Source organism: Aequorivita sp. Q41 (assembly GCF_039831855.1).
Taxonomy (GTDB): domain Bacteria; phylum Bacteroidota; class Bacteroidia; order Flavobacteriales; family Flavobacteriaceae; genus Aequorivita.
On record NZ_JBDPMS010000001.1, the window covers coordinates 1,736,807 to 1,752,662 of the forward strand.

Below are 15,856 nucleotides of genomic sequence, written 5' to 3' on the forward strand. Positions count from 1 at the left end.
TATTGTGAAGAGAAATTAGAAATAATACAATTTTTTTTAAAAAATAATTGAACTCTATTTTTGCTAAAAATATGTACGAAATGTATAAAAACATCGTCTAACGGTCAATTAGTTAGTTTAAATGCGTATTTTTTCTTAATATTTTCTTAACATTTATTTTAACAATACTTTGAAGAAGTGTAATTGTTAAAGCGGTGGAAATAGTTTTCTTTTAAAATTCTAGTATATATATTTGGAAATATTATTAATTAAATAACTCCCCAAATTATGAAAAAAAGTTTATTTTTTGCTTCAACATTTTTAACAGTTAGTCTCTGTTTTTCCCAAAATTTTGCTTCTTATGAAACCGATGAAAACGGGAAAATTTTTCAGAAGACAGAAAGCCAGTTACCAAGTGTTTTGAATCAAAATAACAAGGGCCCATTAGCTCTTAATTTAGACTGGAGTAATCCAGACGAAAACATTTCGGAACAACCAACAGTAGATTCTTGGGATCCTCGCCTAGAAGTTGGGAATGATGGAACTGCGTATGTTGTGTATAGCGACAACCATTCTAGTGGTCTTCAAAAAATTATGTTCCGAAAAAAAGAATTAAATCAAGAATGGTCTGATGCTATTTTTGTGGATACAGGCGGTGAAATAGGAGGTAGAAACAACCACTTTGGTGCTATTGCAGCTTCTCCTAATGGAGATCTTCACGTTACTTACAACGTATGGGCTTTTGAAAATATTAGAAACTACGTAGCCTATTCTTATTATGAAGCAGCTACAGATACCTGGAATGATGGTGTAAAGATTTCTGACGCTGGCGGAACTGTAAACCATACTTCTGGCCGTCATGACTTATACAGTACGGAAGATAACCTGCCAGTTGTGGTATGGGGTTATGATTTTAGAGAAAATCAAGTAAATGAAGAAATATATATGAAGTATTTTGATGGAACTGACTGGTCTAGCGACATTGCAGTTTCTGATGTTACCGACAGTCAAAATGCGGGTTACCCATACATACGAAGTATTGGTGATAGTAAAGCAATGATTCTGTATTCTGAGAAAGTGAATGGAGGGTCAACTGAGCTTAAGTATAGAATTTACGATGAGGTTACGCATGATTTAAGCACTGCAAAAATTGTTACACTAGATAATGTTGGTACTTTCAACTATAACTTGGCTTACTCTTCTTCCACTGATGAAGTTATGGTTTTAACTTGGCATGGAGACCCTTCGCCAAAGCGTGACATTATTAGAATTTATGATTACGATGCTGGAGCAGATTCTTTTACACTTTCAGCAAATACCTATGAGGATGTTTCCCCAGATGCGGGTTCAAAAAGAATGTCTATGGATTGTAATTCTGAAGGAGACTGTGCAGTAGTTTTCACTAACTTTTTTGCAGACACTAATTCAGTAATTGAATACAATAGTACAGATGGCTTTGGAACTCCTTTAGTTATAAATGAAGAAAATCCAGCTTTAGAAGAGCCAAACTGTAAGTTTGATCCAAACGGAAGTTTGCATGTAGTATGGAACGACAAGCGTTTTGATGACGGTCAAGGTTTTGATGAGCGTGAAGTTTTCTATGAAAAAGGAGTTAACCTAAACCTTGGAACAAACGATGTTGCTGAAGCAACTATAGCAGTGTATCCAAACCCTTCAAACGGGAAATTTACAATTAGCACCACAGCTAGTTATACAATGGAAATTTATGATGTGCTTGGAAGAATGTATAGTGCAGAAGCTGTTTCTGGAACTACAACCGTAACTAAAACACTTTCTCCGGGAACGTACTTTCTTCACTTTAAAAATGAAGAAGCATCTTTCGTAAAAAAGATTTTAGTGCAATAAAGAGCTCTAATTTTAGCTTTTTAAGCGAATCATAAATGGCGAAAGCCATGAATTTAATTGCCGTCCAATGAAACTTATAGAGAGTAATTCTTTAAAAGTACATTGGACGGTTTTTTTTAGTAAATCAGTATTTCAAGCACGAAAACAATCCGATAAGTTTTTGAAGTTTAAAAGAAGCGAGTATTTTCGCAAATAAAAATAATAAGATGCTTAAAGCGGTACTTTTTGATATGGATGGTGTAATTGTGGATACAGAACCACTTCACCGAAAGGCTTATTTTAAAATGTTTGACGAAGTAAACATTGAAGTAGATGAAGCGCTTTATGATTCATTTACAGGACAAGCCACCGTCCCAATCTGTAGAATTTTATGTGAAAAATTCCAACTTTCTGAAAGTCCAGAAACGCTTGTGGCTATAAAAAGAAAGCATTTTAAATATCTTTTTGAAAATGATTCGAGTCTAACACTTTTAGACGGTGTGCACGAATTAATACAAGATTATTATAACAACGGACTAACTTTAATTTTAGCTTCGTCGGCATCTATGGCGAATATTGATCGTATTTTTAACCGTTTTGATCTTAATAAATATTTTAAAGCAAAAATAAGTGGTGCAGCTTTAAAAGCTTCTAAACCGCATCCAGAGATTTTTATAAAAGCTGCTGCACTTGCGGAACAACCCGCTGAAAACTGCATGGTTATAGAAGATTCAACAAATGGAATTGCCGCAGCAAAGGCTGCTGCTATTTATTGTGTAGGCTTTAAAAGTCCACATTCCGTAAACCAAGACTATACAAAAGCCGATAAGGTGATTACAAATTTTGGGGAGATTGCGTTTTCGAAACTAGAAGGTCTTTAAACCCAAATAATGCATCCTTTTTAATTGGCGAATGTTTCTTAAGTGTGCTAATTCGGTTAGTGGTAAGCTGAAGTGGTTTTTCAAAAAAGATAAGATTTCGGTCTCCATTTTTCTTAAGAAAGCTACGTATAATTGCGTGAGTATGATAACTAGCTTGTTGCATTTTTAAAAAAGGTTCGTAATCTTCAATAGCGCAAATGGCATCGTTTCTATCAAAATAGCCAAACCCTTTATAGTGTCCTTCAATTACTAAAACAAAAGCAATTTCGTCTTCTGTTCTTCCTTTTCCTTGTATGGCAAATGTAAGCTTGTTATTATTTAATGACTTTAGAGCAGCTTCCACTTTTATGTTGTAATCAGCTACTTTTTCAATGCCTTCACATATTCCTTCACAGTTTTTTAATCGGTAATGTGCGCACTTTTCTAAGCTGCTTTGTAAGGTGCAAAAACGTGGGCATAGTTTAAAGGTTTCACAGATTTCGGCTAATTTTTCGGTGGCTTCTGTTTTATTGTAGAAAGTACTAACGGAATCATGAAGGACCTTTGTTTTAGCCAATGCTAACTGAATGAGCCCACGCTGATTTTCGTAACTTATTATTTGATAAGCGCTAACAGGCCATTTTTGCGCCCTATTAAATTTAGGGAAATGCTTTCGGATATGTTCAGATTCAACTAAAAGTGCCACTAATTCATTGCCAGTAAGTTTATAATCTATAAAATGCGTTTCTTGCCCAAGTTGGTATTCTCTTGTTTTTTTATCGTAAAAATGGGAGAGGACCCGTTTTTTTATGTTTTTTGCTTTTCCGGCATAAATAACTTGCTGCTTTTGGTTTTTAAAAAGATAAATACCTGTTGCCTCGGGTAATTCATTTATTTGCTCAATAGCAATATGAGGTGGGAGTGTCGCTTGTTTTGAGCGGGGGTTTAAAAATGAATTGATAAGGGTAAAACTTTCGTCAAGAGTAAAGAGTTTTTTAAAAAGAATAACGGTGGCATCAGTATCTCCTTCTGCTCTATGCCTATTGTTAAGCGGAATGTTTATGGAAGCACACAACTTCCCTAAGCTATACGATACCAAACCGGGGATTAATTTGCGTGAAAGCCGCACTGTACAAAGCTTTTTGCGATTGTAATGTTGCCCTAGTAGTTGAAATTCTCCGCGAACTACATTATAATCAAAGCTAACGTTATGCGCTACAAAGATGGCGTCTTGCGTTAGTTCTTTAATTTTTTGAGCTACTTCAAAAAAACGTGGAGCGGTAGCAACCATTTTATTATCAATACCCGTAAGTGCCGTGATATGTGGCGGTATATCACGTTCAGGGTTTATTAAGGTGGTGTATTTATCTACAATCTTAGAATTGCGAACTAGGACGATACATATTTCAGTAATTCTATTACCGGAAATACCCCCTCCGGTAGTTTCTACATCTATAATTGCGAAAAGCTGTGATTGCATTCAAAAAAAAGTATTTGCACGAAAGGCAAATGTAGTCAATTCTATTTAGTTTATTGGATTATTTCCTATAAAATGGAAATAATCCATTTCAACTAGCTTTTGTTATAGTTTTATTTGATGTTTTTTTTAATCTTGAGGTATTTTTCTGTGGCATTTTGATCTGATTGATCTTTTTCATCAGGTTTTTTATAGGTGCCAGCTTTCTCTTTTCGGTATTCTCGCTCCTGTTTTTCGTTTTGCTTTTCGGCGTCTTCTGTGCGCTGCTGCGGTCTTTTTTTTGCTTTATTGGAATCCATAGCGTATTTTTTAAAGTACTACTACAAAGTAAATTTTTACTTCGTTTTATACCAATTTAAGAAGAAAGTAAGCAACTTATTTTATTGTTATTAAACATTTAACACTACTTTATTCGGTTCTTTAAAAGCAAAAATGGACTTAGCCATTGCTTATCTTGCTTGTAATTTGCTCATAAAAATCTCTAAAAGAATTTTCATTCGTTAGATTTAGTTTTTTTCTTAGTCGGTGCCTTTTTTTATATACGCTATCGGTTGTTATGTTTAGGATGCGGCCAATTTCTTTTGAGTCCATATTTAGAATAATATATGCTAAAAGTTGCTCGTCGTCTTTGGTGATGTTTTCATATTGTTTGTTGATGTAGAAGAAAAAGTCTTGGTTAAGTTGCGATGTGTATGAGTTTAGTTGTTTTAAATGGTTTTGCCCATGGGTTACTTCAGCAAAAGATATTTTTAAATCGTTAATAATGTCTTGGTTTTCTTCCTCGTATTTTAAATGCTTGATTTTTGACTTTAATAGCTTCATAAAGTTTTCAATCTTTACAACTTGATTTGCGAACAACATTAAATGTTCTTGTCCAAAACGCACTTTTTCTTTTAGGAGTTCTTCTTCTAGTTTTTTGTTTTTCAACTCGATTTCAACAGCTGTTTTTTCTAATTTTGTTATGGTATTATTGTTATTAATAAGGACCATTTTTCTTTTTCTATTCTTCAGAGCTAAATGTGCAGATACCGCTATAAATATTGAAATGAAAATACTAAATACAATAAGCCATTTATTAAACTTTTGTTGCGCTTCTACTTTCTCTAATTGGAAAGCATTTTCCGAAAGTTCGTTCTGCAATCCTAAAATTCTTAGTTTGTCTTGATTTCCTGAATTTACAAGGTCTAAATTTACGTGTGTTAGTAATTTTTGATATTCAAAAGCTTTTAAATAATCATCATTTTCAGCGTAAATGGTGATATAATTTTCGTAAATTTCTTTTAAATAATCTTTGTAATTATTCTTTTTAGCCATTTTTTCGGCAAGTGCATAGAGGCTCCACATTGCTTCTTTATTGCCCAATTCTTTTTCTATGGATGCGATCTCTTTTATACAGAACACCTCTCCTTTATAAAACCCAGCAAGCTTGCTATAGTTTTTCCCTTTTTCAAATAACGCTTTAGCTAATTCTAGTTTTCCTTCATATTTGTGCCATTCGGCATAATATATATTTATAGTGGCAATAACATCGTTGCTTTTAATGCTCTTTCCTAATGATTGCGCTATACGGTAGTGCTGAAACATATTGGTTTTATAATACCGCACCTCTTTTGATAATTCTGGATTTGTTAGGGTGTCTTTTAGTTTAATTGAGTTAAAAAAAAGACCATATCCAACGCCCGTATTTAGATGTGCTTTTGCTAAATTATGCGTGTCTTTGGCTTTTTCAAATGCTTTGATGGACTCTTTAACCATTTCAATTCTATCCTCATTATTGTCTAATAATGAGGAGCGGTTCATCTTAGAAATTCCCAGCAGTCTATGATTGTTGTTTTTTTTGGCAATAGATTCACAGTTTAAGTAATAATCAAAAGCTTTTACTTTATTGCTTTGCTCGTGCCAAAAATTCCCAAAAGTTAAGTAGGTGCTTGCTAATACATCTGGATTGTTATTTTGAGAAGCTAACGCTAAATTTTTATTTAAAACCCCGAGCCTATATTCAATATCTAAAAAGGAGCTTTTTTTAATTAGGTCGTTTGTTTCAATTATTCTATGAGAATCTAAAAGTCTTTTAATTTCCAATTTAGTATCTTCAATACTGTCTGAATTTTGACCCGAAACAACGAAGGTTGAAAATAGAAGTCCGAAGATTAATATTCTAATTCTTGTGTATTTTGAAAAATTCGTATTCATTAAAAGATGAATTTAAAGTAAATCTATAAAAAATAAAGAGGGTCGCTATACTTTACGACCCTCTTTTATGCCTCATGTGTATTAAATATTAACTATTAACTACCCAATTACATTATGAACTACTCTGAGGCATTTGCATTCAAACTCTTTTTTATTTAACTAACTTTTGAATAAGATCGCCTTCCTTGGTTTTAATATTCATAAAATACAATCCTTGGGCTAAGTTAGCGACGTTTATTTTTTCTGTATTGTTAGTCTGCTCCATTATTAATTTGCCACTTACATCATATATAGCGATTTTAGTAACTTCTATACCAGTGCTAGTTTCAATAAATAACCATTCTTTCATGGGATTTGGGTGAACAGTTACAAGGTCATTAAGATGAAATGATGCTGTGCCTAAAGCGCATAAATCTAGGATTTGTTGTTTAGATTGGCAGCCTGTTGCATTGCCAGAAATAGTTGCATTTCCTCCATTAGAAAGATAGGTGCAGACACTAGTTATATTACAAGTAGCTAAGTTTGTAGAAGAATCTAATATTAAAAGACTTAAGATGTTTGGGTTTATGTTGTCCAACCCGCTTAAGCTTTCTAATGTATTATTAGCTACCACCCAAATTCTATTGACAGTTGCTAAATTTGCTAAAGCTTCTAAACTGTTTAAGCTTGCGTTGTTTTGTAATAGGAAATCACCATTTATAGCGCCTAAACTATTTAGGCCTTCTAAGCTTACTAAGCTAGCATTGCCATCAATATCTAAAAAGTCGAATTCTCTAAGATTATTTAAAGACTCTATATTTAAGAGTAAATCATTGTTTTTAATAGCTAAACGACCAATTACCGGATTGTCTATTCCATTTAAGTTTACTAAGCCGTCATTGTCATTTATTTCAAGGTCATTTACACTCACTAATCCACTTAAACCTTCTAGATTTGTTAATGAAAGATTGTTTAAAATATCAAAATTAGCAACTGTAGCTAGGTTTTCTAAACTTTCTAGGCTTTGAAGTTGAAGGTTGCTACTTAATGAAAAATGAAAACCAACGCTTGTTAAACTTGATAAATCCATTGTTTCAAGTATAGGGTTGTTGTTTATAGTTAAAGTAAAACCTACATTTTGTAAACCGCTTAAAGAATTAATGTTTTGAAGGTTGTCGTTGTTTTGAATTTTTAAAAACCCATCTACGAATGAAAGGTTCTCTAAACCATCTACGTTTGGAAGACTTTCATTTCCAGAAATTTCTAACCAACCGTCGGTTCCATTTTCTACGGTGTGTAAATTACTCAAGCCTGAAATGTCAACTAACGATGGGTTTTGTATTAATTTTAAGGTTTTAATGTTTGTAAACGAACCAATGCCGTCTATATCTTCAAGAAGTGAGTTTGAAAGAATCTCTAACGATTGTAATGCACTTAGATTTGTCAATCCTTGTATAGAAGTTAAACTGTTATTGTAGGTTAATTCAATTCCGTTTAGGCTTGTTATGTTTTCTAAACCAGATAAGGTGGTAAGTGATGTTTTAGTAACTTTTAAATTACCACCAACACTATTTATATGATTTAGTGGGGTTAAATCGTTAATATCACTCTGGCTTGTACCGCCTATTACTAAATCTCCCTGTACTTGGGTACAGTTGGGGTACCTCACTTTGTAGTGGTCAATTTCTGCTTGAGTTAGAAAGGTAAAACTAGATGGACACTCAGTTAAAATGCCTTGACACGAATCTATTATTTCGGTTGCTGAGCTACAATTAACTGCATTTCCAGAAATAGTGTATGTGTTTCCCATACCAGCAACATAATTGCAAATACTTTCTACATTACAGGTAGTTAGGTTTTGAGAAGATCTTAATATTAGGTTACTGATAGTTGCAGGGTCAATATTATTAAGCCCAGCTAAACTTGTTAATATACCATTGTTTTCAATTCTAATTTCTGAATTATTAAGGTTCGTTAAATTGCTTAAAGCTTCTAGGCTCTCTAAAATTCCGTTATTTATAATCATTAGTGTTCCGCCAATTTGCTCCAAATTCTCCAAGCCTTCAAGAGTTGTAAGGCCGTAGTTTGCAGAGATGGTTAAGCTTCCGGTAATGGTAGTAATATTTTGAAGGCCGTCTAGATTTGTAATATTAGCGCCGTCATCATCAATAATGGTCAAATTTCCCTGAATAGTTGTGCAAGTAGGGTATTGTGAAAGAAAAAGATCTATGTCTTGTTGGTATTGGAATGTAATATTTCCAGTTGGACACTCAGGAAAGCCTTCACAAAATTGGTTTACCTGATTAACACTATAACAACCTAGTGAAGAGTTGTTTGAAATATTAATACTTCCTCCTGAGCCTAGGTAATTGCAAATAGGATCTATGTGACAATAGGAAAGTGCTGCGTTGTGGTGAATACTTAAAGTGGACTGAATTACTGCAAGTTCATTTAATCCTTCTAAGGTTTCTAAAGCTGGGCAATACTGTATTGTTAAGTTGTCTACGCTGGTAAAATTATCAAGTCCTGCTAGGCTTTGTAAATTACTCACATGACTAATCTGTAGCCTAAGACTTAAGGTTTCTAAACCTTGTAATCCATTTAAATTTATAAGACTTGAGTTTTCAGAAATGGTAATATATCGTGCTGTAGCTATGTTTTGTAAACCAACAAGATTTACTAATTGAGGATTATTTTGAATTATTACTCCTCCATTACCAGCATTGACGGTGGTTAATTGGCTGAGTGCGGTTATTTCAGTTAATGATGGATTTGGTCCAATTTTTAAATCGCCATTAATCACTGATAAATTGTTAAGTCCTTCTAGCGTGGTTAATGAGGAGTTTTGTACTATAAGACCATTTAATTGCGTTAGGTTTTCTAGAGCGGTAATATTAGTTATGTCGCCTTGAAGTATTAATTTACCTGCTATAGTAGTACAGTTTGGGTACTGATTAACAAAGGTGTCTAATTCTGCTTGCGAGTTTAAATATATGTCGCCTGCTGGCGGACATTGTGCGTTTGCAGTTAATGCTAGAAAAAAGATTACTGCAAAATGCAAGAATATTAATTTTGTTTTCATGATTAAAGATTTGTAGGTTATTTGATTATTGTGGATACAATGTTACAGTAATTCACAACACTTTTGTCAATTTATGCATGGACATGACATGGACAAGCAAGTATTGTTTACAATTTCTTATCATTAATTTAAAGCTACAATCAAAACCTATGATGATTACTCATTAGTTTCTTAGATGCTAATTTTGTTGTGATTAGCTATTGTCACTCCTTGATTACACTTGTTTTTTGTTAATTAAAAAATAACAGTGCAATCGTTTTAATACCTTCCAATAGCAAGGATATTTAATCGCGGGATTAAAAACTATTTTTTTAAAAGCACATGGTTTTAATTTTAGAAAATCATACTGAGTTTTAGCAAAAACCAGTCAAATTGTTTGCTTTATTTTCAAAGGAAAGTTTTGTTTTTGTTCTAAATGCCAATTTTAACAATATATCTTCAAAATAATGCCCTACAAAAATTGATTTAGTTTAATTTCGTTCTAAAGACCTTTCATGAACTTTTTGACTAGATTTTTTGTAACCCTTCTTTTTATTGTTTCGCCAATTATTTACGGGCAAACAATTAATAAAGAAGCATGTGCAAATATGATTGAAGAGGGTATTAAGTTGATGTTTGAGAAAAAACACATTCAATCGCTAGAGCTTCTTGTAAAAGCAACTTCTATTGCAAACGAAAACCAATGGCCAAGAAATAAATTTCGTGCATTACTAAATACAGGCTCCAATTATTACCTTATGTCTGATTTTGGTGAAGCGCTCAACTATTACCTCCAAGCCTATGAAATTGCTATTGCCGAGCTTGAAACCAGAGATGAGCTTACGGTGCTTAACAATATTGGTATTTTATACTTTCAGGAGGATAATTTGGCAAAGGCGAAAGAGTATTTTAGAAAAGCGTATGATTTAAGTTTCAATCAAGAAAACAACACAAAACATGGGTATTACGCTATAAATCTGGCTTTAGTATCAAACAAAATGGCTCAAGCTGAAGAAGCTAGTAACTATATTCAAGAAGCATTACCATTAGTTAAGGATCAGCCCGAAATAGCAATAATGGCTAAGATGGCTGAAGCGGAAAACCTTTTTATAAGATCTAATTATGCAAAAGCGAAAGCCTTGTCTTTGTCCTTATTGCCGCAAATGAATAGTGAAGCAGATGCAGATAATAAGGTTTTTATGCTACTGCTGCTTTCAAAAATGTATTTAAAAGAAAAGGATGGCAATGCAGCGCTTCAGTATGCTGAAGAAGCCAGAAATTCGTCAAAAGTTTTAGAAAATAAGGAAGATGTATATGCTGCGCTTTCTAAAGCCTATGTTGTTTTAAAAGATTACGACAAGGCGCTGCTTTATAAAGACAGCATTTTGGCTGCTCGCGATACGCTTCAGCAGATTAGAAATAATACACTCTATGAGAATAATAAAATTAAGTTTGAGTTGCAAAATTATGCCCATGAGTTGAGTGAAAGCCAATTGCTATTACAGAAAGAACGCCGTTTTTTTTACAGTATCGTTGCTTTTGCTGTTTTGCTTTTTATTTTACTGATTTGGTTGTTTAGAAACTACCTAACAAGACATAAACAACGAAAAAAAATTGCAGAACTAGAACTTGAACAAGAAAAAACAAAAAGACTGGTTGCGGAAAAACAAATGCGTGAGCAAGAGGCTATTGTAAAGCTAGAGCAGGAACGTCTTAAAAACGAACTGGATATTAAAAATAGAAAGCTAACCTCCAAAGCACTTTATTTATCAAGTAGAAATGAATTGATTGAAGAAATAGTGGATGCTCTTACTGCAAATCCACAAGTTAAGCAACAACCAGAACTTCTCGTTCAGATTAAGGCATTAAGCAAACATTTAAAGAAAAACTCACAACTTGATAGTTTTTTTAGTCATTTTGATGAAGTAAACCCAGGGTTTTCTACAAGGCTTTTAAAGTTAAACCCAAATTTAACCCAACAAGATTTACGTTTTGTAATATACCTATATATGAATTTAGGTAATAACGAGATTGCTTCTCTCTTAAATATCACTCCACAATCCTGTAGGAAGCGAAAAGAACGAATCAGTAAAAAAATAAATCTTCCAAACGGAGTTACTCTTGCCGCTTATATAGCCAGTATATAGGGCTATGTCACAACTTTTTATCGTTTATGTCACAAAATGTCACGCACTTTATAAGGTCATGACTTTGGTAACAATCTATTTTTACCGAATAACTAAAACGAACAACTATGAAAAGGATATTTATTTTTCTTACATTTTTATTAATAGTAACTACACAAGATACCTATTCCCAATTAACCTTTTCGGCAAATCCTGAATACGGACAAATTTATGATGTGATTTTTGATACTAGTACAGAAGGAACTTTATATGCACGAACGGTTGGAAACCACATTGTAAAATCTGAAGATGATGGTGCCAACTGGGGGATTTTATATAGCGACCCAATGGTGCAGTATAGCACATTAAGTAGTTTGAAGCTTCTTAATAATGACCAAAATTTAAGCTTTATTGTAAAGGCTGAAGGCACAGATTATAGTAAAGTTGTAATTATAACGATTGCAGATGGTGCAGTAGTGAAGGAATACAATGTTCCAAACCCACAACAAGAAGATGTGCTTATAGCAAGTTATTCTATTTATGAAGCGGATAATGATACTGCTCTTTTGCATACTACCTATACAGAGAATTTTGGTTTTACTAACGAAGTTTTTAAAACTACAGATGGTGGTACAAGCTGGAGAAGCATTTATTATGGCCCTGACTATAGAGGAGTAGCAATAAATAATGTTGCAATTTTCCCAGACGACCCAAACACATTCTTTTTGATGCGTGGTGTTTCCCCTGGAAGCGATATGGGAGGAGTGTTTTTAAGCCACGATGGCGGAAGCACTTGGGAAGAAAAAATACCTGGAAATACCTATAGTGCTATCGAATTTAACCCAAGAAACTCAAACGATATTTTGGTCGGTACTTTTTATGGTTTTGGGTCGCATAGAGAAAACGTTTACCGTTCATTAGATGGCGGTGATACCTGGAATATGCTTCCTATTACCTACACCACCATGGCTAACGACAACATAAATCATATTAAATTCAATCCCCAAAATACTGACAATATTATTATCCTAGAGGAAAATGAAATTATTAGTACAACAGATAATGGGGCAACATGGAATAACCATGTATACACAGAAATTAATCCAGATGAGTATTATTTTGGACTAACAACTTCATTCAATCCATTTGTAGCTGATGATGTTATTATATCATCAAATTTTTATCCTTTCCGAAGCCCAGATGGGGGGCGAACTCTTGAAAAAGTTCCTAACAGATTTGTAAATAGCACAGGTCGTATTGACGGTTTTTTTAGTGAAACCGAAAACCATTTATACTATGGAGTAAGAAATGGATTTATTCATAATGATTTCAACAATAATACAGAAACCCCGTATAGAACGAGACCTCTAAATAACACTTTTGGGGCTACAACTTTTCCGTATGCTGATAAAGAAGTGGTAGGGAGAATATTCAATAGCGCTAGGTTTGGAATCAATTCTGTTTTAGAAATGAGTACAGACCACGGTGCGACGTACAATTCTATTTTATCGAGTATGATGTTTTTAAACATCTATGCCATGGCAACAGCACCAAGTAATACAGATTTGGTGTGGTTTTCTTTTGGGGAAGGAGCATATAAAATAAATGTAGCAGATCCTTTAATGCCTATCGTTGAACAAATTACTTTGCCTACTACAGATTTAATGTACGGAATCATTATAGACCCAGCAGATCCTTTACGGGTTACCATAACACAAGGAACAAAGGTTTATATATCAACTGATGGCGGTCTTAGCTGGGAAGATTCTTCAACAGGATTAGAAATTCTATCAGGTCGCGATATGATATTGGATGCTAAAATAAATCCATTGAATGCCAATGAATACATTTTAGCTTCTACACAAGGTGTCTTTTTATCGGAAGATAAGGGTGAAACATGGTCACAAATTTTTGATGAGCATATAGACAGCGTAAATTTTTCAGATTTAAAGCCTGGACAAATAGTGGCAATTAATCATTTTTCTGATGGATTTTTATATCCAGCAGCAGATGCGCGCATTGTTTACTCAAAAGATAATGGTGCAAACTGGGAAATTATTGATGGCGCAACTTTAGAATACATAAATACAGGAAGCTCTACAGTTCACTTTTTTGAAGATAAAGCCGATGTTTACTTTGGAACTTTTGATGTAGGTCTGGTAAAGTATACGTTAGATCTTTTTACACTAGGAACTTCAAATTTTGAAAGTGAAAATGAAGTAGTGCTGTTCCCAAATCCTTCATCAACATATATATCCCTTGAAAGTAAAAATGCTACAATTCAGAGTGTGGCTATATATACATTAACGGGGCAATTGGTATTAGAAACTACTAAAAGTGTTGGCCCCATAGCTCTTTCTCACTTAAATAGTGGCGTTCATTTAGTGAAAATTGTTACCGATAATGGAACATACAACAAGCGTCTTTTAAAATTATAATTAACTAAAACTAAATTAAAATGAAATCAAATTTAAAGAGTAGGGTATTTACTATTTCAGTTTTTCTTTTGTTAGGAGCAAGCGCAATGGCTCAGTTTTCTCAACAAGCAAAAATAGTAAGTGAAAATAGAGAAGGTCGTGCAGAGTACGGAACTTCAGTAGCAATTACTGAAAACTTTGCAGTGGTGGGAACATCAAGAGAAGCATTTGCTTCTGGGGCTGCATATATTTATGCTAAAGATAATCAAGGTGCATGGAGCTTCTCACAACGAATTGCAGCCGATGATCCCAATGATGGTGCAGAATATGGGGGTGGGGTAAAATTTTCAGATGATTTTCTAGTAGTTGCAGCAGGAAGAGCAGATGTAAATGGTGTAATAAGAGCTGGAGCTTTATATGTATACGATTATGAAAATAATAATTGGGAATTTGACACAAAACTAGTAACCTCTGATTACAGTGGTGATGCAAAATTAGGGATGAACCCAACTACAATCGATGTAGAAGGCAACACTATTGTAGCAGGTGCACCAGGGGAAGATGCCTGGACTGGTTCTGTATATGTGTTTACTAAAGTTGCTGGTGTATGGGAAGAAACTCAAAAAATAATGAGTCCTAATCCACAACCTAACGATATTTTTGGGATAGGAGTTTCTATTTCAGGAGACTATTTGTTGGTCGGAGCGCAAGGTGTAGACGGTAGTAAAGGTGCGGGTTATGTGTATGTAAAAAATAGAGATGGAGAATATGTTTACGATCAAACTATTACTGCTTCCGATGGTGCTGAAGTAGATTATTTTGGAAGCACAGTAAGCTTGTCTGACGATAGATTAATGGTTGGGTCTTATGGTGCTGATGGGGAACAAGGTTCTGCTTATATATTCGAAATGGATACGCAAGGTGCTTTTTTAGAAGTTCAAAAATTAAATGGGAATCCTTCAACTGAAGCAGCTCATTTTGGATGGTATAATATTATTGAAGGTGATTATGCGCTAGTTACTGCACCACATATTTATGGGTATGAACCTGGTGAAGTGTATGTATATAAAAGAGATAATACAGGAATGTGGGTTGAAGAAGAAATTACCCAAGGCGAGGACACCCAAGGAGAAGATTTTTATGGCTGGAGTATGGATTTATACAAAAATGAATTAATTGTAGGTTCCCCAAGAGAAGATCATGATGAAACGGGAAATAACGAAGTAGGAGATGCTGGTTCGGCGTATATTTTTCAAAACCCAACTTTATTGGGCCTTTCAGATTTTAACGCTAATGCCAATGCTATTGCGGTTTATCCTAACCCAGTTACAGATGTGCTACATGTACAAATGAAAAATAGCACAGTTACAAATATTACTGTTTATGGAATTAACGGAATTAAATTGATGGAAGTAAACGGAGTTTCTACGATTGAAACTTCAAAGCTTTCTGCTGGCGTATATCTATTAAGTATTAAAGATGAGAACAACCAAATCTTCTATAATAGGTTTGTGAAAAAATAGTTTTTTTTTGATTGGTTGTATTTAATTAGGCTTCTGAATTTTTTCAGAAGCCTTCTTTTTTAAGGGTGTTGGGTCTAATCTTCATCACTAACTTTTATTGTAGCTGTTTATACGGCTTCGAATAGCAAATTAAGAAATGTCAATCTTAGCTTGTTATTTGAAAAGCTAACTTGTTTTTGATAATATTTTATTGAATTAATTACAGCTTTGTCTTGTTCAATTACATTTAAGCTATTTAAACTCCTGCTTACTTTTATTTTATAGGAGTTTAGTTTTTTCTTATAAAATTTAGAAGCTTTAACAAGAACAGAGTTTTTAATTTCTGTTGCATTAATCCTTTTTTAGCTTTATAGGTATTTACTTTCTTAGAGTTACAAACCTTACTGTTTCAAAAAT

At 33.7% G+C, this 15,856-nt stretch carries 9 protein-coding genes; 5 read left to right on the plus strand and 4 right to left on the minus strand.

The features are described 5' to 3' along the window. Window positions 1-267 precede the first annotated feature (267 nt). Window positions 268-1,845, plus strand: coding sequence for a T9SS type A sorting domain-containing protein (locus tag ABJ955_RS08060; RefSeq protein ID WP_347374072.1), 1,578 nt, complete (start codon window positions 268-270; stop codon window positions 1,843-1,845). Between the two features lie 206 nt (window positions 1,846-2,051). Next, window positions 2,052-2,705 carry an HAD family phosphatase gene (locus ABJ955_RS08065; RefSeq protein WP_347374073.1) on the plus strand — a complete coding sequence of 218 codons (654 nt, stop codon included), beginning with the start codon at window positions 2,052-2,054 and terminating at the stop codon, window positions 2,703-2,705. Here ABJ955_RS08065 and ABJ955_RS08070 read toward each other — a convergent pair. The 4 genes from ABJ955_RS08070 to ABJ955_RS08085 all read right to left on the minus strand — a co-directional run bounded on the left by ABJ955_RS08070 (window position 2,659) and on the right by ABJ955_RS08085 (window position 9,415). Beyond that, window positions 2,659-4,164 (minus strand): exonuclease domain-containing protein, encoded by a 1,506-nt coding sequence (locus ABJ955_RS08070; protein WP_347374074.1) that lies wholly within the window; start codon window positions 4,162-4,164, stop codon window positions 2,659-2,661. The genes ABJ955_RS08065 and ABJ955_RS08070 overlap by 47 nt on opposite strands. Window positions 4,165-4,274: 110 nt before the next feature. After that, window positions 4,275-4,460, minus strand: coding sequence for a hypothetical protein (locus ABJ955_RS08075; protein WP_347374075.1), 186 nt, complete (start codon window positions 4,458-4,460; stop codon window positions 4,275-4,277). Between the two features lie 139 nt (window positions 4,461-4,599). Then, window positions 4,600-6,354 (minus strand): hypothetical protein, encoded by a 1,755-nt coding sequence (locus ABJ955_RS08080; protein WP_347374076.1) that lies wholly within the window; start codon window positions 6,352-6,354, stop codon window positions 4,600-4,602. A 151-nt stretch (window positions 6,355-6,505) separates the two neighbouring features. Continuing rightward, entirely contained in the window at window positions 6,506-9,415 is a 2,910-nt protein-coding gene (locus tag ABJ955_RS08085) for a T9SS type A sorting domain-containing protein (protein ID WP_347374077.1), read from the minus strand. 494 nt (window positions 9,416-9,909) lie between these two features. Here ABJ955_RS08085 and ABJ955_RS08090 point away from each other — a divergent pair, with 494 nt between their 5' ends. The 3 genes from ABJ955_RS08090 (at window position 9,910) to ABJ955_RS08100 (ending at window position 15,460) form a co-directional block, all read left to right on the plus strand. Further along, window positions 9,910-11,541, plus strand: a complete 1,632-nt coding sequence (locus ABJ955_RS08090) for a tetratricopeptide repeat protein (RefSeq protein ID WP_347374078.1) — start codon at window positions 9,910-9,912, stop codon at window positions 11,539-11,541. Window positions 11,542-11,648: 107 nt separating this feature from the next. Next, window positions 11,649-13,958, plus strand: coding sequence for a T9SS type A sorting domain-containing protein (locus ABJ955_RS08095; RefSeq protein ID WP_347374079.1), 2,310 nt, complete (start codon window positions 11,649-11,651; stop codon window positions 13,956-13,958). A gap of 20 nt (window positions 13,959-13,978) precedes the next feature. Next, window positions 13,979-15,460: a T9SS type A sorting domain-containing protein gene (locus tag ABJ955_RS08100; RefSeq protein ID WP_347374080.1), complete on the plus strand. Its 1,482-nt coding sequence runs from the start codon at window positions 13,979-13,981 to the stop codon at window positions 15,458-15,460. Window positions 15,461-15,856: the final 396 nt, after the last annotated feature.

Excerpts from the sequence above, each read along its gene's own strand:
- ABJ955_RS08090 (WP_347374078.1), top strand. The coding sequence starts at position 9,910 with ATGAACTTTTTGACTAGATTTTTTGTAACCCTTCTTTTTATTGTTTCG.
- ABJ955_RS08085 (WP_347374077.1), bottom strand. The coding sequence starts at position 9,415 with ATGAAAACAAAATTAATATTCTTGCATTTTGCAGTAATCTTTTTTCTA.
- ABJ955_RS08100 (WP_347374080.1), top strand. The coding sequence starts at position 13,979 with ATGAAATCAAATTTAAAGAGTAGGGTATTTACTATTTCAGTTTTTCTT.
- ABJ955_RS08095 (WP_347374079.1), top strand. The coding sequence starts at position 11,649 with ATGAAAAGGATATTTATTTTTCTTACATTTTTATTAATAGTAACTACA.
- ABJ955_RS08060 (WP_347374072.1), top strand. The coding sequence starts at position 268 with ATGAAAAAAAGTTTATTTTTTGCTTCAACATTTTTAACAGTTAGTCTC.
- ABJ955_RS08070 (WP_347374074.1), bottom strand. The coding sequence starts at position 4,164 with ATGCAATCACAGCTTTTCGCAATTATAGATGTAGAAACTACCGGAGGG.
- ABJ955_RS08080 (WP_347374076.1), bottom strand. The coding sequence starts at position 6,354 with ATGAATACGAATTTTTCAAAATACACAAGAATTAGAATATTAATCTTC.
- ABJ955_RS08065 (WP_347374073.1), top strand. The coding sequence starts at position 2,052 with ATGCTTAAAGCGGTACTTTTTGATATGGATGGTGTAATTGTGGATACA.
- ABJ955_RS08075 (WP_347374075.1), bottom strand. The coding sequence starts at position 4,460 with ATGGATTCCAATAAAGCAAAAAAAAGACCGCAGCAGCGCACAGAAGAC.